Below are 25,195 nucleotides of genomic sequence, written 5' to 3'. Positions count from 1 at the left end.
CTCCGCATAACCAAACCCCCTTCTCCCCGCGCAAGTTAGGGGCCGGTTCTTGGGCTTGCATGTAAGCCCAGAACCGGCCCCTAAGTTAAATTAATAAATCTCAAACGAAGAAAGGAATGTGTTTTTAACCCCTTCCGAGATACCCAGGTTTCCACGTTTGTAAAATCCTTAAATAATAGTTAGCTTCCCTCAGTGTATGATCGATTAAGAGGGGGGATAACAACGACTTTAACTGACAGTCCAGGATGAGTTCTGTTCCTCTAGCTTTAAATTCGGCAACGGCTAAAGTTGCACTGAGATTCTTTTGGGTTAGTTGTCCGAAGCCGGAAGCCGGTATACCTTCCCCCTTCATCTTTTGTTCCAACTTCTCAAAGCGTCGCGCTAAGTCTCTCGCTTTTTGGCAAAGTTTCTTTTCAGACGGATCTAAGAAATGCGCAACAAACTCAGCATGTTCACCCATAATTTCATCCCAAAATACTTCTTGCTCAAGCAGGTCCACACGAGCATCCACAAATTGATTGTTTTGCAGTCGTTTCAAAATTTTAAGATAAAACAAGGCTTCTCTATAGACATGTTCAAGCTGTGAAGGAAATAGATTGGTAGCCAGACAGCACTGGGTGACTTGATCTAATACCATAGCCTTGAACTCTGCAAAGGAGGTTGTTAAAACCATTGCTTTCTGATTTAAGCCACTAACTTGGGTTTCGATACCCGGTGGAATCGTCCCCAAATCCGGTATCAACTTCAATTCTTCCGTCGTTAATACCATATCAATGAAGATCCCTGTCAACTCCTGAGTCTTTTGTTCTGCACGAAGCGTTTTGTCTGTTACCAATTCCCTTGAGTTCAGCACATCCACAGATGCCGTACAATCACTCAGCATGATGGCTTCCTTAAGAAGTTCATCATATTGACACTTAAATTGTTCCGCTTGCTGAACATAAGTAACATCTTTTGGGTAAAAACCAGCTTGCATAAAAATGGCGTGTTCTCTCATAATCCGGGCAAAAAACAAGTGAAGATCCAAGGACTCACGTACGAAATTTCCAACCAGCGGCACACTACCCGTAACCAGCACCCCTTTCTATCTTCTTTTGCTCATATTATTCTTCATCAAATCACAATGTTCACCTATGTTACAAAGAAAAGAACTGCCGTCAAATTTCGGCAGTTCTTTTCTTCGTTCATTCCAAGGACACCCCATGAAAATCACTTATTTTCGCACGTCTTTTTTAATAACCTTAATCGCAGCATCCGGGCAAACGAGTTCGCACATGTTGCAGGCGATACAAGGGATTTCTTCTTTCACGTGTGGTGCTGGGGTTCCATAAACACCCAGTTTATCAGACCATTCCAAGGTTTTTACCGGGCATTTCTCGATGCATAAACCACAACCCTTGCAAAGGTGAGGGAAAATAGTCCATTCGGCTTTGGGTCCGTCGATCGTGATGGCGTTATCCTTTAAGGACACAGGGGGGTCCCTCCTTTCTCAGTGGCATCTTATAATACATCACTTGCTCGCTAAGAGCTGTTCGATAATCTCAGCACCACGCTCAAGTGCTTTGAAGTTTAGCTCACGGAGCTTTGGATTTTGCTCAAATTTATACCCTAATTTTTTTTCCAAAGCGCTTTTAGCATCATCCATGCTCATTATATTAGTGGCTTTGAGGGTTGCTCCCAAGATGATGACGTTAAAGACACGCGGATGAAGTTCTTCCTTGGCAATTTTCAAAGCCGGAATAGCCAGAACCTTTTTGGCATTCTTCGGTAGGAACTCGTCAACCCCTTCGATTGAAGCCTCGTAGACAAAGATCGTACCAGGACCGACATACTGTTGACAACGAACGACGGCACGATCACTCAATGCAATAACAATATCTCCTGTTTCGAATTTTGGAGCTCCAATTTTCTCATCCGAAATCTGACAAAACGCAATGGAAACACCGCCACGTTGTTCCACGCCGAAGTTTGGAATATAGAGGGCCTCTTTTCCCGCATCATTAGCAGCATTGGTCATGATTTGAGCCACAGATTGTACCCCTTGGCCGCCTTCGCCTGCTAAAGCAATTTTAATGACATTTGCCATTGAACTACTCCTCCTTCTTCGCGGGAACCTTGAGTTCGCCGACTTTAAAGAATTTGGGCATTTCCTGCTCTACGAAATTCCAGGTGTCCTTGGCGTTCGTACTCCAGTTGGTTGGGCATGAGGACAGGATCTCTACGAACGAGAACCCGTTACCAGCCAATTGGTTTTCCAGTGCCCGCTTAACAAAGGTTTTTACCTGACGAACATTAGCAATCGAACCACGCGCAACATAGCCCCCTTCACGAACAATGGCAGCGACCATTTCCGGCCCTTGCATCGGGTAACCCGTCATTTCCGGATCACGACCATACGGAGTTGTCTCAGTTTTCATACCGGGTAGTGTGGTCGGAGCCATTTGGCCACCAGTCATACCATAATTGGCGTTATTTACAAGTATTACCGTTATTTTCTCGTTTCGCATGGCAGCGTTAACCAAGTGTTGAGATCCAATTGCATAACCACCGCCGTCACCCATATAGGCAATGCCCACACGATCTGGACGTGCACGCTTAACCCCAGTGATGACTGGAGTTGTCCGTCCGTGGTGAGTTTGAACTGTGTCGCAGTTAAAAAAGTCCCACGCCAAGAGGGAACAGCCGATATCACACCCAAAAACCACCTTATCTTGAATCCCAAGTTCGTCAATTGCTTGTCCAAGGGCCTTTAAAACTAGGCCATGTCCGCAACCGGGGCAGAATTTATGGGGTTTCGTTTCTTGTCTCCATGAGTTTGGCATATTTAATTCAACAGTCACAACAAATACCTCCTTCCGTCAGTCATCCTAAAAAAAGGTTCTTAGTCTCTCGATCAATTCCTCGCTCGTAATCCCGACCCCCGGTTTAAACAGGGTATCCATTGGCACGGTTTCACCGTAAATGCTTTGCCTTACGAGACGGTAGAATTGTCCCTCAGCAGACTCTGCCAAGAAAATGCGTTTTGCCGAGGAGATTGCCTTCTTCAGAGCTTCGGTTGGAAAGGGACGCAAGGTGATCGGTCGGAAGTACCCAACTTTGAGACCCTCTGCCCGAAGTTCTCGGACTGCCATTTTGGCTGACCGACTCACCACCCCGTGCGTCAGCACGATCACATCGGCATCTTGGCAGTCAAATTCCTCATGCTCAACAATTTGAGGAGCCATTTCGTCGTAATCTTTCTGATACTGTTTAATGACGGCATAAAGTTCTTCTTCCGTGTTATACGTATTGCGCAAAAGAGAAGGATCCCTCTCCACACCGGGCATACCAGGTTGTCCAACTAAAGGCTCAGACGGAACCATTTTGATTCCTCTAAACTCCGGATCATAAATCGTTAAGGATTCACGCATTTTAGCTTGGTAACCATCCCCTAACACGAAGGTTGGAAAGCGATATTTCCAAGCCATATTAAACGATTTAATCGTATAGTCAAAAAGATCTTGATGTGTGGCTGTTGAGTAAACGATACGATGACCTTCTCCATTTCCACCATAGGTTGTCAGATTAACCTCCTGCTGAGAGTAGATTACAGTCGCTGTGGATGGGCCCCCTCGCTGTTGAATCACCATCACGGTCGGGACCCGCATCATTTCTGCCATGGAGATAGGCTCTTGCATTAGGACGTTTCCTGGTCCACCCGTCGCGGTAAATGCTCTGGCTCCGGATAACACCCCTCCTACCGTTGTAAAACCAGCCGAGAGTTCATCTTCGGTCTGTAAGAACCTCTTATCATATTTAGGGGCTAGACGAGTCCAATAATGCATAATTTCATTTTGGGGCGTGATCGGATAACCATACATGATGTCTGCTTGAGCAGCAAGTGCAGCCCAAGAACAAACTTCATTACCGGTCATAAATGCCCGTTTTTCACCCTCAATTGGTTTTCCTGCCATATTTAGTTTTACACCTCCTAAGTTTTTAAAGCAAATGCAAAAGGGTTGAAACCCCTATTACCAAAAGGCATGGGGCATAAAGCGTGTCAAATAACGCACAGGGTGCCCCAACCCATCACTAGAACCTAATTTATCACGCAACTTCTCATCCGCTGTCGTGGCGACAACTGGAATATGTAGCACTTCTCCAACTTCAGACACAACCCGAGCCCCTTCTTGGATAAAGGAAACCGTTGTTTCCTCCCCTAAATGGGAGTTATTAATCAGTCCGTGTATCGGCCCCAGTTCTCGGACATAATCCAGCATATCTTCATACGATCCTGTTAATGGACGCCCAAGATTGAGGACTGCCAGAATCTTGAGGTCTTGGTCATCCCAAGCTCCTTCGATGATATTCAAAGTTTTAGCCCCTTGCACGCCATAGCCAATATCAAGGATAAGACTGCCAGGGCGCTTGAGAACCCAACGCATCTCCGGACGAATTACAGATCCAGCTTCTCCCAATCCCGTCGTTTCGGCGGTTGACCATGCCACAACATCGAGTCCAAGCCCTATAAGTTCCTCTCGAATTGGACGCAAGGTATAGGTTGGTTCGACGGTATCTAAATCTACTAAAGTAATTGGATGTTGGACACTTGGCAAGGGTAACAACTCTAGTGCACGGTTCACTGCACATTCACTTTTTCCACTGGCATATTCCCCTACATATGCTTCGACTATTCTTTTCAGAGTCTCACCTCTTTGTGTTAAGTTGTAAATCCATGGACTCATAAAATAAAGTTTGGGGAACTACTGTTAAATAGTTCCCCATGCGTACTTTTGATATACCCTGCCCTGAGTTCTTTCGAACATTTTAGGAAATTGGAGGAGATTTTCTTTGTATTTTCCTCTAGTCTACCCTCATATACAATTAAAGGGGAACCCAAGAAAAAAAGAGCAGGTAACCCTGCTCTTTCAGATCAATGAAGAATGAAACGATTCGATTCTATCTCTAGTCCCACTTTTGGTCAGCGAGACGTTTATAGGACTCATAGCGAATTTTCGCGTACTTCTCAGCGCCCACAAAAAGTTCCTCTGCACTTTCCGGGAAAGTGTTCAACAAGGAAGAATAACGAACTTCTCCCATGATGAATTCACGGAAGGACGAAGTCGGCTCTTTGGAATCAAGGCTAAATGGATTATTTCCTTGATCTGCAAGTTCTGGGTTGAAGCGATAAAGATGCCAGTAGCCGGAATCAACTGCTTTCTTCGCCTCTTGTACACTCTTAGTCATACCCGACTTGAGACCATGGTTGATACATGGAGCGTAAGCAATAATCAAAGAAGGTCCTTTATAAGCTTCCGCTTCTTTCATAACTTTAAGCGTTTGGGCCATGTCTGCACCCAAAGCAATTTGCGCGACATAAACATAACCGTAACTCATAGCCATAACGCCCAAGTCTTTTTTGCGAATCTTCTTGCCAGAAGCTGCAAATTTGGCAACTGCAGCGCTAGGAGTTGATTTCGAAGATTGTCCGCCGGTATTAGAGTAAACCTCCGTATCAACCACAAGCACGTTGACATCATCTCCAGAGGCTAAGACGTGGTCTAATCCTCCAAATCCAATATCATATGCCCAACCATCTCCACCGATGATCCACTGGGATTTTTTAACAAGATGATCTTTCTTAGCAGAAATCTCTGCAAGAACTTCATTATCCCCTGCGTACGCTTGAAGACCGGCAAGGATCTTAATAGATGCAGCTTTGGAGGCGTCGGCATCATCTGAACCCTTAAGCCACTCTTGGAACCCTTCTTTTAGCTCAGCACTAATTTCCAGCTCAAGTGCTTGCTTCATCAAATCAGCCAGTTTCTCGCGTTGTTGACGAACCCCTACGTACATACCATAGCCAAACTCAGCATTGTCTTCAAACAAGGAGTTAGCCCAAGCGGGACCTTTGCCTTCTTGGTTAGTGGTGTATGGAATTGAAGGAGCACTTCCGGACCAGATAGAACTACAGCCTGTAGCGTTAGCAATCATCATGCGATCACCATAAAGCTGAGTAATTAGTTTAACATAAGCTGTCTCACCACACCCTGGGCATGCGCCGTTAAACTCCAGTAATGGCTGAGCAAACTGACTCGCTTTAACCGTAGTCACGTCAAAGAGCTTGCTCTTGTTTGTCAGACTAACTGCATACTCCCAGTTCTCAGCTTGACGTTCGATTTGTTCAGAGGCAGGTTCCATTATAAGGGCCTTCCCTTTAGCAGGGCAAACTTCGGCACAGTTTCCGCAACCAGTGCAATCCAACGGGCTTACTTGAACGCGGAATTGCAGACCCGTTGCCTCCTTACCATTTGCCTTCTTAGTGTTGAACGTTTCCGGGGCGTTTTTCACTTCTTCTTCGTTCAATAAGAACGGACGAATCGCTGCATGAGGGCAAACATAAGAACATTGGTTACACTGGATACATTTATCCACTTGCCACTCAGGTACGATGACGGCAATACCGCGTTTTTCGAAAGCAGCCGTTCCTAGCGGTGAAGTTCCATCTTCACGGCCCAAGAAAGTGCTAACTGGCAGGTCATCTCCTGCCATAGCGTTCACTGGACGGAGAATATCTTTCACAAATTGAGGTTCTTCAACTGCAGCAGCAGCTTGTGCTTGTGCATTGTCTGCATCAGCCCAAGACGCTGGCACTTCCACTTTAACAAAGGAAGATACACCAAGATCAATCGCCGCGATGTTCATATCTACAATGTTTTGGCCCTTTTTACCATAGGATTTTACGACGGAAGCTTTTAGATAGTCAATGGCCTCGTCTACAGGAATGACGTTAGCGAGCTTGAAGAAAGCGGCTTGCATGATCATGTTAGTACGAGAACGGAGGCCGATTTTACCAGCAATCTCTATCGCATCAATAATGTAGAAATTTACATTGTTTTTCGCAATGAATTGCTTCATGTCAGCCGGAAGTTTTTCTTCTAGTTCTTCAACACTCCAATTGCAATTCAAGACAAAGATACCATTTTTCTTTAGACCTTTTAAGAGGTCATATTTGTAAACGTAGGTTTGGTTAGAGCAAGCGATGTAATTTGTACCCGTAACATAATAGGGCGATTTAATTTCTTTTTTACCAAAGCGAAGATGGGAAACCGTGATTCCGCCTGATTTTTTACTATCGTATTGAAAATAAGCTTGTACAAAGAGCTTCGTGTGATCCCCAATAATCTTAATGGCTTGCTTATTTGCGCCGACTGTACCATCTGAACCAAGGCCCCAAAATTTACAGGAAATAGTCCCTTCTGGAGCAGTATCAATAATTTCTTCTTCAGCTAAGGAGGTATGGGTTACGTCATCCACAATACCGACGGTAAAGCCATTTTTCGGGTTTTCCGCCTTGAGGTTCTTGTATACAGCCAAAACTTGGGAAGGTGTGGTATCTTTCGATCCCAAACCATAGCGACCACCGACGATCACTGGCTTAATATCGCTCGTGTAAAAAATATCCTTAATATCTAAATAAAGAGGTTCACCCTTGGCGCCAGGCTCTTTAGTACGGTCAAGAACAGCAATTTTCTTAACAGTGGGTGGCAAAACTTTAAAGAAGTAATCACTAGAAAACGGACGATACAGATGAACTTTAATGACCCCAACCTTTTCCCCTTGGGCAACCAAATAGTCTATGGTTTCTTCAATCGTGTCACAGATCGAGCCCATGGCCACAATGACATACTCGGCATCTTCAGCCCCATAATATTGGAAAGGATGATATTCACGGCCAGTGAGTTTCTTATATTCTTGCATATAATGTTCGACCATGTCAGGAATCACAGAATAGAAACCATTGGACGCTTCACGGCCTTGGAAATAGATATCGGGGTTTTGAGCAGTTCCGCGAAGAACTGGACGCTCCGGATTCAAAGAACGGTCACGGAAGGCTTGAACTGCTTCCATATCTAAGAGTTTAGCAACTTCCTCATACTCCGGGACTTCAATTTTTTGGATTTCATGTGAAGTACGGAATCCATCAAAGAAATGAAGGAATGGTACGCGAGATTTTATCGATGCGAGGTGAGCAATAAAGCCCAAGTCTAATGCTTCTTGTACGTTATGGGAAGAAAGCTCAGCAAAACCCGTTGCGCGCACGGACATTACGTCCTGATGATCACCGAAAATTGAAAGTGCATGGGTTGCTAAGGCACGAGCACTGACATGGAATACGCAAGGCAGAAGCTCACCCGCAATTTTATACATATTAGGGATCATCAAAAGTAAGCCTTGTGAAGCTGTATAAGTGGTCGTTAAAGCTCCGGCCTGAAGGGAACCGTGTAACGCACCGGCAGCACCAGCCTCGGATTGCATCTCCACGACTTTTACAGCTTGCCCAAATACATTTTTCCTTCCATGTGCAGCCCACTCATCGACTAATTCAGCCATCGTCGAAGAAGGGGTGATCGGGAAGATTGCGGCGACTTCAGTAAACGCATAGGACGCGTGGGCGGCCGCTTCATTACCATCCATTGTCTTCATTTTTGCCATGTTATTGTATCCTCCTAATTATGTGATTAATCTAACTTTAAAGGCTTTATGGAGGGCGAACCCTCGCTACCCCTAAGTCCAAGAAAAAGTAAAAGTAGCTTGTGAAAAAATTAAACAATTGTAGAAATCCGGTCTGACCGTCTAGCCAATTCACTTATATAAGTAAGCATAACATAACCTTAGTGTTTGTACAAAAAAAACATAATTCACATTATAGTCAAATTTCTGTCGCACTTCATTTGTTAATTTCTAACATCGAGCAACCTACCGACCAGAAAATAATACACAGAAGGGAACTATTTCAGTTCTGACCCGAATAGTCCCCCTATAAAGCAGTATACCCCTTAATTGTTTCATTCGTCAATAATTTATAGTTAGGTATCTTGAAAATAATTCCTCAGCAGTAAAACTGTAGGATAATTTAACCTATGTTAGATTCCCAGAAACTGGAGCACGCCTAAAGCTACAACTCCTGGAAACCCTAGGAAACCGACCAAGATGATCGTAAAAAGATTAATGGGAATTGCAAACCCCAAAATACTAAGCAAAAAATCGAACAACCAGAGTCCGACAATTCCCCCTAACATATGAATAATAACCTTCAAAAATAAATTAGGCTTCCCAAGGGTAGAACGAACAACAAAGCCTATTAGTAAAATTAGCAGACCAAGAAAGATCAGGGTCATGGATATTCCTCCTCGTCCTGTCAGTGCTAGTCCTATAAATATGCACACGCTGGACAAAGAAGAACTCTAAATTAGTCAATAAACCTCTAATTGCCCACTTAATAAGAAAGGCATGTTCACTGATATAACCCTAACAACAGTGAACATGCTCTTTATAAAATAACCGTTTAAATTGTAATTGAGATTTGAAGTTATTTAAAGTTGTCTTCGACCTTCTAAAGCTCGAGCAATAGTTACTTCGTCAGCATATTCCAGATCTCCACCAACAGGAAGGCCATGCGCAATGCGAGTTACTTTGATTCCCAAGGGTTTGAGTAAACGCGCCAAATATAAAGACGTTGCCTCCCCTTCTACGGTGGGATTTAGAGCCATGACCACTTCTTTTATTCCATCTAATCGTTTCAGAAGCTGATTGACGGTCAACTGCTCTGGACCAATTCCATCCATTGGTGAGAGGACACCGTGGAGCACATGGTAAAGCCCTTTGAATTCCCTAGTTTTCTCCAAGGACACAACATCTCTTGGATGCTCGACAATGCAAAGTGATGTTTGATCTCTTTGGGTATTTTGACAAAGTGCACAGGGGTCTCTATCTGTAAAGTTTGAGCAAATTGAACATTTCATAATATCCCGGTTTGCCACAACAATAGCCTTAGCCAAATCCTCGGAAACCTGTGGTTGTTGAAGAAGGTAAAAAGCCAACCGTCCTGCCGTCTTGGGGCCGATCCCCGGTAGACGAGCCAAGCTACTAATGAGATCTGCCATAGGTTGTGGGTACTGTAAAAAATCCATAGATCACCTAGAACAATCCGGGGATCTTTAAACCACCGGTCAGTTTACCCATTTCATTGTTCGCCATTTCTTGTGCCTTCCTTAACCCTTCGTTTAATGCGGCCTTAACAAGGTCCTCCAACATTTCCACATCCTCAGGGTCAACCGCTTCAGGTTTAATTTTTAACTCTACTAATTCCATTTTCCCACTCACGACAACCTGGACCATTCCACCACCCGAAGAGGCATCCACCGTTTTGGTTTGGAGTTCCTCCTGTGCTCTCGCCATATCCTCTTGTAATTTCTGTGCTTGCTTCAACATCTGGTTCATATTACCACCCATACCGCCGCCCATTCCTTTTAAACCTGCCATATTAACACTTCCTATCTTTTAAATCTTAAGCTCCCTAAATACTCCATACTCTTGTTGTTTAATTTGATCCAAGGCTACCTCTGCTAAGACTCCTATTCCCTCACTACCACGAGATCATCACCGAACATGTCTTTGGCCTTGTCAATCAAAGCCTGTTCCTGCCTCTTCAAGTCCTTAACTTCTGGTGTCTCCTTGGTTTGAAATTCACTGACCATAAAATTCTGCAAGGTTAGCGAAACACCAAGTAATTGTTTTAAAACCTCTTCAATCGTCTGACGATTTTCAAGCTGATTGACTTTGTCCCTGTGAAAGGAACATCCTTCTCGGAAAAGGATTGTCAAGGTAGTTTCTTCAAGTTGAACTGGTTTGCCTTCCATTAAAAAGGCTTGAGTGGATTTTTTGCGTTTTTTAACTTCGTCCAAAACGTCATTCCAACGCTCCTGAATCCCCTCTATGCTCAAGGTACCTACGAACCCTTCCGAAGTTTCCCCTAAATCCACAGTTTTGGCTTCTACCTTAGGAGTCTTCGGAGATGGGGAAGAATCACTTGAGACTGCCCGATTAGTTTTAGAGCTTACCGGTGACTTCCTTTCAAGAATAGGATCATGTACTGAACCGGTGATCTTAATCTGTTGTTCTAACGCGGATAACCTCTTTAAAATCTCTTCTTGCCCACTCAACGCCGTGGGTATACTCTCATGGATGGTCTGAATCAACAAGAGTTCGGCCGCCAACCGGGCATTGGTGGCATATTTAAGCTGACCTTCTCCTTGTAATAGTATCGATATCCAGCGCAACATTCGGGAAATCCCGATCTGCGTACTCTGTTTGATCAACCTATCTTGAATATGAGGTGCTACCAAAGGGGTTTCTCCGGCAGACGCAGTTAAGAGCATTTGGCGAAGATAATCTAAGAGTTCTCTAATGATCTGCCTTGGGTCACGCCCTTGTTGAATTCCTTCTGATAAAAAAGATAAGCACTTACCGTAATCAGAGGAGAGTAGAGCGTCTACTAACTCGGCACTAAACGTCTCACCGACCATCCCCAGTACTAGATAAACCTCTTCTACTCCGATCGGATCATCCTGGAGAAGACATTGATCTAAAATACTTAAGGCATCCCTGAGTCCCCCCTCTGACTTCTGGGCAATCACCACGAAGGCATTTGGATCGACTTTCCGATCCAAAGACATGCATACTTCAGCCAGTCTTGAATGAATATCTTCCACTGAGATGCGATGAAATTCAAAACGTTGTACGCGCGATAGAATTGTCAAAGGTATTTTTTGAACCTCAGTTGTTGCTAAGATAAAAATGACCTGTGGTGGAGGCTCTTCCAATGTCTTGAGCAGGGCATTAAAAGCCTCTGTCGTCAGCATATGTACTTCATCAATAATATAAACCTTATGTTTCCCTTGTATCGCACTTAATTTGACATTTTCGCGCAAATCACGGATCTCGTCAATCCCCCGGTTTGAAGCAGCATCAATCTCGAAAACCTCCATGGACGAACCATGGTCGATGCCGAGGCAGGAAGCACAATGATTACAGGGTTCCACCCCATTAGGTTGGTCGCAATTTAGAGCCTTAGCAAGGATTTTAGCCGCGGTTGTTTTACCTGTACCTCTGGGCCCACTGAACAAATACGCATGGGCGATCTTCTCTTGCTTAAGAGCATTAACCAACGTTTTCGTTACATGCCCTTGACCCACTATGTCTGCAAATGTTTTAGGACGCCATTCACGGTAAAGTGCCAAATAAGCCATACTTTCACCCTCAATAAACAGAGTGCGCTATATACCAAAAAAGATGGTACAATAGCCCACCTTTATCGCAGTTATAAATAGCCGTACACCCTTGATTGAACCATCGCCTCCGAACGTTACCTTGGTTAGCAAACTCGATTCAGGCAACCTTACGGCACACAAAACGCTCTCCTTAGTGCTGCTTCCGTCAAGATCTGACACGGTTCGGAGTGTCCTGTTGCGTAAGACCAAAATCTCATCGCCGCCTACCAAAGACGGCTTCACAGACGAGGACCTATCGTGGGAATTCCACCTTGCTAGAGCGGACTGCAAGTTACAGGGAACCGCTACCTCCCCGTCTAGTACGGCTAAATCAATTATAGCAAAATAAAAAGCCGAAGTCGAATACTTTGGCTAAAGTCCTCTAAAATGGCGGAGAGAGAGGGATTTGAACCCTCGACACCGGTTGCCCAATGTACCCGCTTTCCAGGCGGGCGCCTTCGACCACTCAGCCACCTCTCCATGTCCCTAAAACCTCAAAATACTTTTTCAATTTCGGTGAATATAGTGAACAAGGGATATTATACCTCAGAGAGACAAGCGAGTCAACGATTAAATACATGTTAATATATGTAAAATAGCAAATTGAATATTTTCACCCTAAATATCGTAGAGTAACCTTTGTATCAGTTTATTGCAGTGGCGCACCTTTTTGTTATTGTTTCGATCGTACTAATAAGTTTGGAGGATGTAAATGGAGATTAAACCCTTAAGAGAACTTAAATTATACGGTTTCAATAACCTTACTAAAACCCTCAGTTTTAATATGTACGATATCTGTTATGCGAAATCGCCCGAGCATCGTCAAGCCTATATTGAATATATTGATGAAGAATATAATTCCGAACGCCTTGCTAGAATTCTCAAAGATGTAGCTAACATCATCGGAGCGCATGTTTTAAATATTGCCAAACAGGATTACGATCCTCAAGGGGCCAGTGTTACAATGCTTGTATCTGAAGACCAAGAGGTAGCTACCCTATCCCCATCAGCTGTTGTCGCCCATCTCGATAAAAGCCACATCACAGTTCACACTTATCCAGAAAGTCACCCCAATAAAGGGATTAGTACCTTTAGAGCAGACATTGATGTCTCAACTTGCGGAAAAATTTCTCCCCTAGCAGCCCTCAATTACCTCGTGACTAGTTTTTCCGCAGACATTGCCATCCTTGATTACCGAGTTCGAGGATTCACCCGTGACCTTGATGGCAAAAAATTCTTTATAGATCACAAAATCAATTCCATCCAAAATTATCTATCCAAGGAGAAGAGAGAACTTTATCAAATGATTGATGTTAATGTCTACCAAGAAAATATCTTTCACACCAAGATGCTCTTAAAAGATTTTGATTTAGATAATTATTTATTCGGTATGGCAAAAAAAGAACTCTCCCCAAATGGGGAAAAAAAAAATTAAGCAACGTCTCACCAAAGAAATGTCGGAGATATTCTATGGGAGGAATATACCTAAAGTTAAACAGACCTAATCAAGAAAGGGACTCTTGCTGGATGGCAAAGTCCCTATTATTTGTTCAATTTAGCTATTCCTATGTCTGTACATTAAATACATAATTGCATTTCGGGCAGGTCACTTGGATATTACCTCTTTTAATGGGCACTCGCATCTTCTTTGAACACTTTTGGCACTCAATAACACGGTGATCGACCAACTTAAGGATCTTCTCTTTATCTAGTCCTACAACAACATCGTCACCAATTATAAAAGTAGGAACTCCACTAATGTTTCTTCGCTGTAGTTCCAACCTGGCTTGAGTATCTAAACTAATGTTTTTTTCTTCGAAATGTATCTTGTTCTGCGAGAGAAACTCTTTCGCCTGCGTACAATAAGGTCAAGTCTGATTGGTAAACATGATTACATTTTTCATCAATACTCATCTCCTATTTAGAAAAATAATTTTTGGAGCCAAAATTATTCGTCAACCATGATAATCGAGGCTACGCTTTCATTATACCATAACTTGGTTAAAACTATTAAAACGATACCCAACAACGGATTGTTAACTCCCTGAGTGAGTCGCTCCTGATTAATTTAAAATAGTCGAGTGATCAGATCCCAAAAGTAAAAGCGTACCTTCGGCAAACCTGCCGTGGATTTTGACGTCTGCTTTATGGGCTGAACTTTGGGCTCCTTATTAAGGGGAATCCCCGGTTTTCCATCGACCTGAACAGCCGTAGAATGCTCAATGTCGATAAAACAGAGCGGAGGAAAAAGTACACACCACCAGTTTGATCCTTGCCCCTCTCCGATCACCACACGTACGGCTTCATAGTCGCCTGCAGGTAAGACCAAAGACCCATAGGATTTTGTGGGAAAGCTAAAATGCCCATACTCAGTATGTACCGAATAATCCTTACCCCAGGCCTTTACCACCGCACGGGCAATATCCTCCATCTCTGGACGAATTTGCTTAAGAATTTGCCGTGATTCATCCAATGACTGAGAGACTGCCAACTTTGGAGAAACTTCTTTGAGAATGGCATCACGGACAGCTCGCTTCAGCGCTTGGTCCTGTTCACTGTCAGAATTAGCGAGGACGTGAAATCGAATGAGTTGATCCGGTGTTGAAGCGATTGCTTCTTCATTAGATGAAGATTCAGTAATTTTATAGGCTTCCATCGCATTTCCCTCACGAATAGGTCCCCAAAAAGCCCCAATTAGCATAAATACTATCAAACTTATAATTATTGCCCTTACTACTTTCATTAAAATTTTAAACCCCTCTCACATGGACATCGTATCAGCTGTCTGTAACATCTACGCTAATAACAGTATGTCCAAGATTGTGAAGATTTAAGCAAAGTAGAGGGAAAAGCTCAAAAATACCCATATTCTTTTTAGTTGCAACGATCGTTTTTCATCACTTATTTCATTCGCTTTGTCTATTAGCTATTCTGTGTTCTTTTTATTAAGAATTAATAGTTATTCATCCAGTTTATCCACCTCTAAAAGGGGGTATACGCTATAATGTTTATTCTTAGCTGTTTTCTTTTCAAAAAAGAAGGGATTAAAACAGAGAAAGGGCTCCAGTTCAATGTGAACTGGAGCCCCGTTTTGAGAACCATATTCATTTCAGCTTTACGCTGTAAATCTCTTCAACATTTTAATGGTTTGAACATGCATCCCTTCGTGATACATGGAAAACGTAAGAAATTCGCCGATCGTCTTTAATGTTAACCCAGAAGGCATAGTTAATGGCTTAGCAACTGCTTCATTCAGTCGATCACTTAACTTTTCTTTGATTCGGCTTGTTTGATCTTCCAACATTTTAATCAGCTCTGGCAAGGATGGCGGTTGCACCTTCCAATCAGAAGGTTTGGTTTTTCCTCCGAATAACTCTGTAAATCCGTCTGGTACTTGCATCGGTTCTTCTGTAAAACCAAAGGCAAATTTCTCTTGAACCAGATAAACATGCCCAAGATTCCAACGGATGTTATTATTGAACCCTTCAGGTACCGAATCCGCTTGGCTTTCACTAAGTTCTTTTGCTTCATTAACCGTGTTACTACGTATAATCTTCAGTTGGTCAAATAAAAATTCTTTCATAGTCTACACCTCCATTGCTTATTATATCAAATAATCACTGAGTATCCATAATTGCCTCGAACAGACGCTATAGCAAAAGGGTCTTCGCGTTAACCCGCAAAGACCCTAAATTTCTAGTAATCCGCGGAGAGAGTGGGATTCGAACCCACGAGAGCCCTCACAGGACCTACTCGATTTCGAGTTTTGTACCCCACATTCCAGGTCTTTCACAATAGTCCTCTGTTACTGTCTTTTAATTCAACCTGGCGTACCTCAGATGCGTCTTAGGGCATCAGAAATACCAATTGGTTTCAAAAAATTTCCATTTGCTTCGGAGACTAGTCGGCAATTGCCAATTTATGAATATCCGATTTCAGTTCAGCTGAACATATCTGGTATGTTTCAGACGGAGTCTGTTCTTCTTCAGGTAATATTTATTTTAAGTTGTTCGCCGCCCCCACCCAAACAAACACTGATAGGTGACAGGAACTCCCTGTTCGCTGAAAAACATGGCATCATATCTCTTGATGATTGAAAAGATACCAGAGCCCAGTCCCTGAACAGTCAGTTCCTCAGTTAGATAATTGTGAGCTCCAATCATTTTTAAAGCTCTCAAAAAGCACCGGCATGAGTCAAAATACTCCATTTTAGTTACTTCTTCTACACCCATAAAATGGAATCCGATATTTTTCATGACCTCCTGGAGGTATTGGTTTTCAATAAACGGCTCTCTTTTTTTATGAGTTTTATAGTTACCTAGTTTACGTGGAAGTTTACCCTTTTGCCCATCTTTCAAGCAGACATATAATTCCTTAAAGGTACCGGTTCCAAGGGTACTAAAAATTAAGTAACCACCGGGTTCCAGATAGGAATAGTACTGTGTAAAGGCTTCTGCGTAGTCAGTAAACCACTGAAACACTGCATTCGATACAATTAAGTCAAAAGACGAATCAAAGGACACGTTATCAACCATTGACAGGTTTTCTCCGTCTGCCACAAAATATTTAATATTGGAGAAAACCGCTAACTTTTCTCTAGCTACAACAATCATTTCCGGTGCAATATCAGTCGCTGTAATTTGGGCCAATGGGTACTCCTTGGCGAGAAGTTCCGTCAAAAAACCTGTTCCGCAACCAATCTCTAAAATATTCCGAAAACATCGCCCATTCCTCTTAATTTTAAGCAGCAGTTCCCTAGCCATCTCCTTCTGAACGACAGCATATTGGTCATAAGTAACGGCATTCCGGCCAAAGTTTTTTTGCACTTGTGCTTTATTTATCGTCATAAATAGCTAACCACTCCTTCAGTGCTTGCTGAAAACCCTCAAAGTTAGTTAAGAAAGGGATATGACCAACTCCAGGATAACTGACCAATTGTGCACAAGGTATCTGCCGTTTAATAAACATAGCTCCTTCTAGAGGGCAAATTTCATCCTGCTCACCATGAAGCAGCAAAGTTGGACAGGTAATAGCCTTTAATTCCGCCCGGAAATCTGCTTCCATCAGAAAATTCAAGCCCTCTTGGGCTTCAATAATATCCCAAGTCCGTCCGCGGCCGAGATCAGCGGAAATAATTCCTCCGGCTAATCCCTGTACCTGCTCTTGAGTACTAAACATCAGTTTATAAAAGTCTGAGATCGTTTGTTCGCAGTTTTTACTTAGCCTCTTTTTCATTCTTATTACCAAAGCAGCCGGTATGCCTCCCGCATAAGGATCGATTAAAGTTAAACTGTTTTGTTCTAAATTTCCATTTTTCACGGTATTTTCTATGCCTAATACCGAAATTCCCGACTGCGAGTCCGCCAGAAATCGACTCGTCCCACTGACTAATACCAATCCTTGTACTTTATTAGGTAATTGGTGGACTACTTGGATAGCAACAAGGGCACCCATTGACCAACCTACTAAAATTACATGAGCCAGACCATTTTGCTCAATCAGCTCAATCACAGCATCACAATAACTGTGTTGGTTTTTCGCCAAAGGCAAATTCAGAGTATACACGCGGTATATATGGTCCAAGTAGTTCTTCGTCTCCTGCCAGATACTTTCATCAGCAGCCCAGCCATGAATAAGCACAATGTTTTGTACCGCCATGGACGTCCCCCCTTAGATAATCGCTAATTCCCGCCCGATCTGTTTTATTTGTTCGACAGCCCAAGCCAGCTCTTCGTTGCTGTGAGTAGCCATAATGGTTAACCGTAACCGAGCCGCATTAAGCGGTACCGTGGGGGGGCGGACCGCCATTGCTAATATATTTACATCAAACAGACGTCTACTGAACGCTAGGGTAGCTGCATTATCCCCCACTAGGATGGGAATAATTTGGCATTCACTGTTTAATAGATTAAATCCAGCCTCGGTCAGTTCATCCCGCACCCAGGCAGCCTTGGCTAGAACCTCTTCTCGCCGCCACTTTTCCTGTTGTACTACCTGTAGTGCTGCTTGCACACTAGCCAAGACGGACGGTGGGAGACCAGTTGTGAAAATGAAGCTGCGGGCTTTATTACGCAGATAATCTATGAGTACTTTCCGCCCGGCTACATAGGCTCCGGAACAACCAAAGGCTTTGCCTAGGGTACCCATAGTGATTTCCACCCGATCCGTTACCTCATAGAATTCGGCCAAACCACGGCCGTTTTCTCCGAAGATTCCACTCCCATGGGCTTCATCAATCATCAAAACCGCCCCGTATTTTTCCTTCAATTTGACAATTTCGGGGAGGGGGGCAAGATCACCGTCCATACTAAAGACGCTATCAGTGACGATCAATTTACCTCGGTAACCCTCCGCCTTTTTTAAACAGCGCTCCAAATCCACCATGTCAATATGTTTATAGCGCAAAAATTCCGCTCCACTCAGACGGATACCGTCAATAATACTGGCATGATTGATTTTATCGCTGATGATTATGTCTCCCCTGCCTGCTAAGGCTGGAATTATCCCTACATTAGCCGTATATCCGGAGTTAAATATTAACGCCGCTTCCGTGTCTTTAAACCGGGCTAAGTCTTTTTCCACCTGATCATACAACTCGTAGTTTCCCACGATTAACCGTGCCGAAGTAGCACTGCAGCCCAACTGTTGGACCCCCTGGATAGCGGCTGTTTTTAACATGGGATGACAGGCAATACCCAGGTAATTGTTGCTACTAAGATTTAATAGTCTCCTCCCCTTTATTTCCACCCATTTGCCTATGGCTCCAGTGACACTTTTCAACTCCCGGAAAAGATGCTCTTCACGTAAATTTTCCAACCTTTGTTCCAAGTCAGCGTAAAATCCTTCCATCCGGTCCACCCCCGTTTTCCCCGATTATTGTGCTCCGATACTCTGATACGCCTATACGCCTATACTTCTAACCCCATATCCAGGATCATTTGAATATCTTCAGCCACGGTGCGACCTGAGGTGGTTAAATAACTACCCACCAAGGTAGCATTGATCCCCGCTAAATAACCCATAGCTTGCAAATTTCGCAGGGCGTTTTCGCGACCACCTGCAAAGCGCAGCCTCGCTTCTGGTAAAATAAAACGGAAAATTGCTATCGTTTGTAATATTTCCAGGGGAGGCAACACACGTTGGTTTTCCAGGGCAGTCCCAACGATTGGATTGAGAATATTTATGGGAACCGACTGCACCTTTAATTCCCTTAAAGTAAAAGCCATCTCCAAGCGCTGGCCCATGGTTTCACCCAGCGAAATAATCCCACCGCTACAAACCTCCATATCAGCGGCCTGACACGCTTTTATGGTGTTGATGCGGTCTTGATAATTGTGAGTCGTACATATATGAGGAAAGTAGCTTTCCGATGTTTCCAGATTATGATGGTACATGGTTACACCAGCTTCCCTTAAGCTTCGAGCCATGTCTTCGGTAATTATCCCTAGGGATGCACAAAGCTTCAGGTTCGTTTCTCGGGCTAAACGGCGGTAAATGGCTAAAGACTTAAGAAAATCGCCTTCACTTATCCCCCTGCCGCTAGTCACCAGAGAGAACCGCCCAGCTCCTTCCGCTTCCATCTGAAGTGCCCGTTCTAAAATCGACTCTTCATTCAACAAATCATAAACGTCCACTTCAGTTTGATGATGCGCCGACTGGGCACAAAATTTACAGTTTTCTGAACACTGACCAGACTTGGCGTTAATAATAGAACACAGGTCCACCTTTTTGCCAGCCCGTAGATCACGAATCCTGCTAGCAGCTGCAAACAGCTGATACAGCTCAGGGCCTGCTAATTCTCCCAACGTTCGGGCCTCTTCTTGGGTAATGTCCTGACCAGCCAAAACCTTTTCCTCTAACCGGTTAATTACATCAACCTTACACATAGCTGTCATTACGACTCCCTTTCAGTCACATTTTTAATAGCCTGGTAGGTTATGGATAGCACTTGTTGTAATTGTTCCTCACTCATCGCTAAAATGGGCATCAGAACAAGGACATTACCTAAGGGACGAATAATCAAACCGTGCCTGCGAGCTTCCAAAATGACTTGATGACCAATATTTTCCTCTAGCGTATAGGGCTCTTTGGTCTGCTTGTCCCGAACCAGCTCTATTCCCACCATTAAGCCTTTCTGACGGATATCGCCCACATGACTCAATGATTTAAACCCCTCTAATTTACCACTTAGCATCCGGGCTAAATCTTGGACATGCTGAATCAACCGGGTTTGTTCTATGACCTCAATATTTGCTAGGGCCACTGCACACCCCACGGGATTTCCCGTAAAAGTATGACCATGGAAAAAGGTTTTACACTCCCGTGGTTCCCCCAGAAAAGCTTGGAAAATTGTTTCTGTGGTCAAAGTAGCAGCAAGGGGTAAATACCCCCCCGTCAGTCCCTTGGCAATACACATGATGTCAGGACTAACCCCTTCTTGCTCACAAGCAAACAAGGTGCCGGTACGACCAAAGCCTACAGCCACTTCGTCCGCGATCATTAAAATATTGTATTTAGTGCAAAGCTCGCGTATCTTCCTCAGGTACCCAACGGGTGCCGTAAGCATCCCTGCGGCCCCTTGCACTAGAGGTTCAATAATCATGCCGGCAATTTCCTGATGATGCTCCTCCATAATATCCTCAACAACCTGCACACAAGCTAAATTACACTGATCACGCTCCCGTCCCAACGGGCAGCGATAGCAATAAGGAGTAGGTACCTTATACCCTTCAAACAACAAATCTCGATACGTAGCATGAAACAAATCCATACCGCCGACACTTACCGCTCCCACAGTATCCCCGTGATAAGCCTCTTCTAGAGAGATGAATTTCTTCTTTTGCCGCTCCTGGGGATCTGTTTGTTGCTGCCAATACTGAAAAGCAATCTTTAAAGCGATCTCTACCGAAGTGGCACCCGCATCAGAATAGAAGACCTTAGTTAAACCAGGAGGGGTAATCTCCACTAGCTTTTTTGCCAGTTGAATGGAAGGAACATTAGCTAACCCCAGTAACGTAGTATGGGCAATTTTATCCACTTGATCTTTGATAGCCTGGGTCAAAACAGGATGCGCATGACCGTGTACCGTAACCCATAAGGAAGATATCCCATCCAAATAACGATTGCCCTGGATATCTATCAAGTAACTACCTTCCCCTCGTCCAATGATTAACGGATCAGCGGCATTCCACATTTGCATTTGTGTAAAAGGATGCCAGACATAATCCTTATCCCACTGTGCCAATTGGCTATAATCTAATTCCAATTACCTCAACTCCTTAAGATTTGGTTTTTAAAAAATTTCATGATTTAAAGTCTTAAGTAGTTGATCTACATCGACATAATTTTCTATTAAAGTAATTAAGTCACCAGGTTGAGGGTTTTCCCCTTCAACTGTAAGCCCCTCCACCATCGGAACTAACCCCAATATGGGTACCCCTGTCATAGTTTCAATTAAACCTGGATTAGTCCGCTCAGCTACCCCAGAATTATGATGATCGTACATGTTAATAATAATTCCAGCTACCTTTAGTCCCCTAGCCTTGGCATAAGCCACTGTTAAGCAAGTATGATTAATGGTTCCCAGATTAGGTCGGGCAACGACTAATAAAGGTAAGTTCATTCTCACCGCCAGATCTGCCACTGTTACCCCGGTACTCACCAGCGGAACCATCAAGCCACCGGCCCCCTCCACCAAGGTAAGTTGATGTTCTGCCGAAATCTTGAGAAAATGGTCCAGCATAGTCTCCAAGTTAAGAGTCACACCTTCGATTTCAGCGGCAACAGCCGGAGCTAAAGACGGTTGCAGACAAATAGGATTTAATTCACGGGAGGTATAAGGTAAGTCAGTTACCGCTCCATAAAAATAAGCATCTTCAGATATCAATTGGTTTTCACGAAGAATTCCTCCACTCTGGATGGGTTTAATGGCTATAGCGTTAGTACCGCGCCTCCGTAGAGCTCCTAATAGTCCAGCTGTTATCACGGTTTTCCCCACTCCGGTATCAGTACCGGTAATAAAAAGGCCGTTGTTATGCATTACCATATGAACATCACCTCATTGTAAACTTTTATAAAATTATAGGTTTACAATAATTTAAGCCATTGTAAACTAAATGTCAACAAATTGTTGTTATTTAGTTTACAATAGACTGTGGTACCAGCATTCCTCAATCCAGCTTCACGAGCCGAGCCATTCAATGCGACTCTAAAGCTCGGGTTCGACAGTCAAAACCGTTTTAGGCACACAAAGAAATTCAATATCCTTTAACCATGCGGGTTTAACGAGTTATCCACAAGTGAATAACTCAAAAATGCGTAGGCTAGCGGTGACCCAGGACGGGACTCCCATACGATGCTTGTCCAGGCCCGGAAACACATTCGATATGACGGTCATTCCAGAGGTTAAGAGAGACTTAACCTCTGGAAGCTCGGTCGGGTGGTTACAGTGGCTGATCGAGGTTTTTCATCCGTGGAAAACCTGCGCATCCTTCACAGGCTGGCGGCCACTATATTGTTGGAGAACGGAATTAACAGAGGGTCAAGAGATTTTTTTTACGTGCCTACAGACTGTCGAACCCGAGCTACCTTGTTGGCTCTAGCCAAGAATAATCCTAAAATAGTAAAAGGGTCTTCGCATTAAACCGCAAAGACCCTTGATTTCTATGTAATTGGCGGAGAGAGTGGGATTCGAACCCACGAGAGCCCTTTCGGACCCTACTCGATTTCGAGTCGAGCGCCTTCGACCAACTCAACCATCTCTCCATGAATTAACGCTGAACATCAGCGCAATCTACTAAAAAACAACTTTAACATGTCAGAGCATTCTTTTTCCAAGATCCCTGCCACGATATCCACTTTGTGGTTCCAAAGGTTATAGTCCAAGACATTCATTACCGAACCTGTGGCTCCGCCTTTTAAATCCATCGCTCCATAAACGACTTGCTTGATGCGCGACTGCATAATAGCTCCTGCACACATCGGACAAGGCTCTAAAGTAACATATAAGCTGGCCTCCGTTAAGCGCCAACTTCCCAACACTTCAGCTGCCCGTTGGATTGCCAAGACTTCAGCATGAGCTGTCGGGTCATTTTTCTGTTCTCTTTCATTGTGCGCAGCGGCAATCACTCGACCGTGATGAACAACGACCGCTCCAATTGGAACTTCCCCTTGTTCAAAAGCCATTTGAGCCTGTGTTAGTGCAAGATGCATCCAATCTTGATGAAGCATATACCCCTCTTTGTGGTGACCCCGGGAGGAGTCGAACCTCCGCAAGACAGGGTTTAGGAAACCCCCGCTCTATCCACTGAGCTACGAGGCCTTAATGGCGAACATTAAAATATTGAAGTGGTGCGCTCGGAGGGATTCGAACCCCCGACATCCTGATTCGAAGTCAGACGCTCTATCCAGCTGAACTACGAGCGCATAAAGAAAACTTAGTTGGCGTCAAGCCTTGGCGAAGGCGGCTGCCTAGTTGCACTTATGCCACCAGAAATTTTACTTTCTGATATAGCAGCGGGTGACATAAAAAGTCATTCACTCGAACATCGAACTTCGAAATTGGCGGAGGGGGTGGGATTCGAACCCACGGACCCCTTACGGAGTCACCGGTTTTCAAGACCGGGTCCTTAAACCACTCGAACACCCCTCCAAGTAGATGACCTGTAATAGCATATCATATTTGTTTTCAAAATACAACTCTTTATATATCCAAAAACATTGAGATTTTATAAAGATTTAGATATAACTTTTATCCAATATATTCAACGCCCATATAAGGCTGTAGTACTTTAGGAACACGCACCCGACCATCATCTTCCTGGTAATTCTCCATTATAGCAGCAACCGTACGTCCAATCGCTAAGCCACTACCATTGAGGGTATGGATATACTCAGGTTTTTCCTTAGGGCCTCTTCGAAAACGTATGTTTGCCCGCCGTGCTTGGAAATCTTCAAAATTACTACAAGAAGAGATTTCCCTATAAGTGTTAAAACTAGGTAACCATACTTCTAAGTCATATGTTTTGGCAGAACTAAACCCGAGATCTCCCGTTGATAATGTCATGACTCGATAAGGAAGTTCTAATTCTTGAAGAATACTTTCAGCGTCTCTTGTCAACGATTCCAGTTCATCATAGGAATTCTCAGGAAACGCGAATTTGACAAGCTCCACTTTATTAAATTGGTGCTGGCGAATAAGCCCCCGAGTATCTCGTCCCGCAGACCCCGCCTCAGAACGAAAACAGGTACTGTAAGCACAATGATAAATTGGCAATTGACTGCCAGCAAGAATTTCTTCGCGATAGAGATTTGTGACTGGTACTTCAGCCGTTGGAATCAAGAAATAGTCCGTTCCGACAATTTTAAAGGCGTCATCTTCAAATTTAGGCAGTTGACCCGTCCCGACCATTGAGCTGCGATTGACCAAGTACGGCGGAAGTATTTCTGTATATCCCTTGGTCGTGTGACGATCAAGCATGAACGAAATGAGGGAACGTTCCAGTTTAGCGCCCAACCCTTTATAAAAGGTAAACCGAGCACCTGTGACTTTAGCAGCTCGGACGAAATCAAAAACTTCCAGCTTTTCGCCAACTTCATAATGTGCCTTTGGCTCAAAATCAAAAACGCGAGGGGTTCCCCATGAGCGAACTTGAACATTGTCACTTTCATCCGTACCAACTGGCACAGAGACATGGGGAATATTAGGTATCTCATAGAGCACCTTTTCCATGTCTTGTACAATATCCGCTGATTTTTGTTCCAAATCCTTAAGGGTTTGACCGACTTCACGCATTTCTAAAACGAGGCTTTCGGCATCTTCCCCGTTCTTTTTTAGACGCCCGACTTCTTCAGAAACAGAATTACGACGGGCCTTTAAAGTTTCAATTTCAAAAAGAAGTTTGCGTCTTTCTTCTTCTTGTATTAAAAAGTGGTCTAGGCTAATTGAAACATGACGCTTTTGCAAGGCTTCCTTAACCACTTCAGGATTATTGCGAACAAATTTGAGATCCAACATACTAAAAACCTCCCATGCCTATAAAGAAAACTTGGCTAGCGCCAAGCCTTAGCGAAGGCGTTCGCCCTAGTTGCACTTATGCCACCCG

Annotated in this window: 23 protein-coding genes, 5 tRNA genes, 1 other RNA gene and 1 pseudogene; 2 read left to right on the top strand and 28 right to left on the bottom strand. The window is 43.8% G+C overall.

Features of this window, described 5'->3' with window-relative positions:
• Nucleotides 1-124: 124 nt before the first annotated feature.
• From DSOL_RS01245 to DSOL_RS01185, 13 genes are all read right to left on the bottom strand, one after another.
• On the bottom strand, nt 125-1,078 hold the full coding sequence (locus DSOL_RS01245; protein ID WP_075363068.1) for a DUF2935 domain-containing protein: 954 nt from the start codon (nt 1,076-1,078) through the stop codon (nt 125-127).
• A gap of 135 nt (nt 1,079-1,213) precedes the next feature.
• The gene (locus tag DSOL_RS01240) at nt 1,214-1,471 is read right to left on the bottom strand and encodes a 4Fe-4S dicluster domain-containing protein (RefSeq protein WP_075363067.1); all 258 of its coding nucleotides are present in this window, start codon (nt 1,469-1,471) and stop codon (nt 1,214-1,216) included.
• A 39-nt stretch (nt 1,472-1,510) separates the two neighbouring features.
• Nucleotides 1,511-2,086: a 2-oxoacid:ferredoxin oxidoreductase subunit gamma family protein gene (locus tag DSOL_RS01235; protein ID WP_075363066.1), complete on the bottom strand. Its 576-nt coding sequence runs from the start codon at nt 2,084-2,086 to the stop codon at nt 1,511-1,513.
• A 4-nt stretch (nt 2,087-2,090) separates the two neighbouring features.
• Nucleotides 2,091-2,822, bottom strand: a complete 732-nt coding sequence (locus DSOL_RS01230) for a thiamine pyrophosphate-dependent enzyme (protein ID WP_427854366.1) — start codon at nt 2,820-2,822, stop codon at nt 2,091-2,093.
• A 45-nt stretch (nt 2,823-2,867) separates the two neighbouring features.
• A complete protein-coding gene (locus DSOL_RS01225) occupies nt 2,868-3,953 on the bottom strand; it encodes a ferredoxin oxidoreductase (RefSeq protein WP_075363064.1) in 1,086 nt (361 codons plus the stop codon).
• A gap of 57 nt (nt 3,954-4,010) precedes the next feature.
• A complete protein-coding gene (locus tag DSOL_RS01220; protein ID WP_345788353.1) occupies nt 4,011-4,622 on the bottom strand; it encodes a hypothetical protein in 612 nt (203 codons plus the stop codon).
• A 322-nt stretch (nt 4,623-4,944) separates the two neighbouring features.
• A complete protein-coding gene (nifJ, locus tag DSOL_RS01215; protein WP_075363062.1) occupies nt 4,945-8,475 on the bottom strand; it encodes a pyruvate:ferredoxin (flavodoxin) oxidoreductase in 3,531 nt (1,176 codons plus the stop codon).
• A 431-nt stretch (nt 8,476-8,906) separates the two neighbouring features.
• A complete protein-coding gene (locus DSOL_RS01210; RefSeq protein WP_075363061.1) occupies nt 8,907-9,161 on the bottom strand; it encodes a pro-sigmaK processing inhibitor BofA family protein in 255 nt (84 codons plus the stop codon).
• A gap of 195 nt (nt 9,162-9,356) precedes the next feature.
• Entirely contained in the window at nt 9,357-9,953 is a 597-nt protein-coding gene (recR, locus tag DSOL_RS01205; RefSeq protein ID WP_075363060.1) for a recombination mediator RecR, read from the bottom strand.
• 7 nt (nt 9,954-9,960) lie between these two features.
• Complete coding sequence (locus DSOL_RS01200) at nt 9,961-10,305, bottom strand: YbaB/EbfC family nucleoid-associated protein (RefSeq protein WP_075363059.1); 345 nt, start codon at nt 10,303-10,305, stop codon at nt 9,961-9,963.
• A 92-nt stretch (nt 10,306-10,397) separates the two neighbouring features.
• Nucleotides 10,398-12,071, bottom strand: a complete 1,674-nt coding sequence (dnaX, locus tag DSOL_RS01195) for a DNA polymerase III subunit gamma/tau (RefSeq protein WP_075363058.1) — start codon at nt 12,069-12,071, stop codon at nt 10,398-10,400.
• Nucleotides 12,072-12,152: 81 nt separating this feature from the next.
• Nucleotides 12,153-12,418: signal recognition particle sRNA large type (gene ffs, locus DSOL_RS01190), an RNA gene on the bottom strand.
• Between the two features lie 62 nt (nt 12,419-12,480).
• Nucleotides 12,481-12,572 (bottom strand) — tRNA-Ser (locus tag DSOL_RS01185).
• 232 nt (nt 12,573-12,804) lie between these two features.
• Between DSOL_RS01185 and speD the strand changes: the two genes are divergently transcribed.
• The gene (speD, locus tag DSOL_RS01180; RefSeq protein ID WP_427854363.1) at nt 12,805-13,527 is read left to right on the top strand and encodes an adenosylmethionine decarboxylase; all 723 of its coding nucleotides are present in this window, start codon (nt 12,805-12,807) and stop codon (nt 13,525-13,527) included.
• 130 nt (nt 13,528-13,657) lie between these two features.
• On the opposite strand, the gene DSOL_RS01175 is transcribed toward speD, so the two are convergent.
• The 9 genes from DSOL_RS01175 to bioD form a co-directional block, all read right to left on the bottom strand.
• The gene (locus DSOL_RS01175; protein WP_083642264.1) at nt 13,658-13,996 is read right to left on the bottom strand and encodes a glutaredoxin domain-containing protein; all 339 of its coding nucleotides are present in this window, start codon (nt 13,994-13,996) and stop codon (nt 13,658-13,660) included.
• Between the two features lie 164 nt (nt 13,997-14,160).
• The gene (spoIIR, locus tag DSOL_RS01170; RefSeq protein WP_075363057.1) at nt 14,161-14,835 is read right to left on the bottom strand and encodes a stage II sporulation protein R; all 675 of its coding nucleotides are present in this window, start codon (nt 14,833-14,835) and stop codon (nt 14,161-14,163) included.
• Between the two features lie 372 nt (nt 14,836-15,207).
• Nucleotides 15,208-15,675: a DinB family protein gene (locus DSOL_RS01165; protein ID WP_075363056.1), complete on the bottom strand. Its 468-nt coding sequence runs from the start codon at nt 15,673-15,675 to the stop codon at nt 15,208-15,210.
• 418 nt (nt 15,676-16,093) lie between these two features.
• Nucleotides 16,094-16,939 carry a malonyl-ACP O-methyltransferase BioC gene (bioC, locus tag DSOL_RS01160; protein WP_075363055.1) on the bottom strand — a complete coding sequence of 282 codons (846 nt, stop codon included), beginning with the start codon at nt 16,937-16,939 and terminating at the stop codon, nt 16,094-16,096.
• Nucleotides 16,926-17,750, bottom strand: a complete 825-nt coding sequence (locus DSOL_RS01155) for an alpha/beta fold hydrolase (RefSeq protein WP_075363054.1) — start codon at nt 17,748-17,750, stop codon at nt 16,926-16,928. The genes bioC and DSOL_RS01155 overlap by 14 nt, the downstream gene beginning before the upstream one ends.
• 12 nt (nt 17,751-17,762) lie before the next feature.
• A complete protein-coding gene (bioF, locus tag DSOL_RS01150) occupies nt 17,763-18,941 on the bottom strand; it encodes an 8-amino-7-oxononanoate synthase (RefSeq protein ID WP_075363053.1) in 1,179 nt (392 codons plus the stop codon).
• A gap of 59 nt (nt 18,942-19,000) precedes the next feature.
• The gene (bioB, locus tag DSOL_RS01145; protein ID WP_075363102.1) at nt 19,001-19,978 is read right to left on the bottom strand and encodes a biotin synthase BioB; all 978 of its coding nucleotides are present in this window, start codon (nt 19,976-19,978) and stop codon (nt 19,001-19,003) included.
• 8 nt (nt 19,979-19,986) lie between these two features.
• Nucleotides 19,987-21,357: an adenosylmethionine--8-amino-7-oxononanoate transaminase gene (gene bioA / locus DSOL_RS01140; protein ID WP_075363052.1), complete on the bottom strand. Its 1,371-nt coding sequence runs from the start codon at nt 21,355-21,357 to the stop codon at nt 19,987-19,989.
• 27 nt (nt 21,358-21,384) lie between these two features.
• Nucleotides 21,385-22,137, bottom strand: a complete 753-nt coding sequence (gene bioD / locus DSOL_RS01135) for a dethiobiotin synthase (RefSeq protein WP_083642263.1) — start codon at nt 22,135-22,137, stop codon at nt 21,385-21,387.
• 277 nt (nt 22,138-22,414) lie between these two features.
• On the opposite strand from bioD, the pseudogene DSOL_RS29900 reads away from it, so the two are divergent.
• Nucleotides 22,415-22,619: pseudogene (locus DSOL_RS29900) on the top strand (IS1634 family transposase); the annotation flags it as partial.
• A gap of 144 nt (nt 22,620-22,763) precedes the next feature.
• Here the strand turns inward: DSOL_RS29900 and DSOL_RS01125 are convergent.
• From DSOL_RS01125 to serS, 6 genes are all read right to left on the bottom strand, one after another.
• Nucleotides 22,764-22,856 (bottom strand) — tRNA-Ser (locus tag DSOL_RS01125).
• An 18-nt stretch (nt 22,857-22,874) separates the two neighbouring features.
• Nucleotides 22,875-23,321, bottom strand: coding sequence for a tRNA adenosine(34) deaminase TadA (gene tadA / locus DSOL_RS01120; protein ID WP_075363051.1), 447 nt, complete (start codon nt 23,319-23,321; stop codon nt 22,875-22,877).
• Between the two features lie 13 nt (nt 23,322-23,334).
• Nucleotides 23,335-23,412: transfer RNA gene (locus DSOL_RS01115), tRNA-Arg, on the bottom strand.
• Nucleotides 23,413-23,439: 27 nt separating this feature from the next.
• A tRNA-Arg gene (locus DSOL_RS01110) sits at nt 23,440-23,516 on the bottom strand.
• 136 nt (nt 23,517-23,652) lie between these two features.
• A tRNA-Ser gene (locus tag DSOL_RS01105) sits at nt 23,653-23,742 on the bottom strand.
• A gap of 99 nt (nt 23,743-23,841) precedes the next feature.
• Nucleotides 23,842-25,107, bottom strand: a complete 1,266-nt coding sequence (gene serS, locus DSOL_RS01100) for a serine--tRNA ligase (RefSeq protein WP_075363050.1) — start codon at nt 25,105-25,107, stop codon at nt 23,842-23,844.
• Nucleotides 25,108-25,195 lie beyond the last annotated feature (88 nt).

This window comes from Desulfosporosinus metallidurans (genome assembly GCF_001936615.1).
Classification (GTDB): Bacteria; Bacillota; Desulfitobacteriia; order Desulfitobacteriales; family Desulfitobacteriaceae; genus Desulfosporosinus; species Desulfosporosinus metallidurans.
Note: the sequence above shows the minus strand (reverse complement) of the source record. Positions and strands in the feature narration are given on the sequence as shown.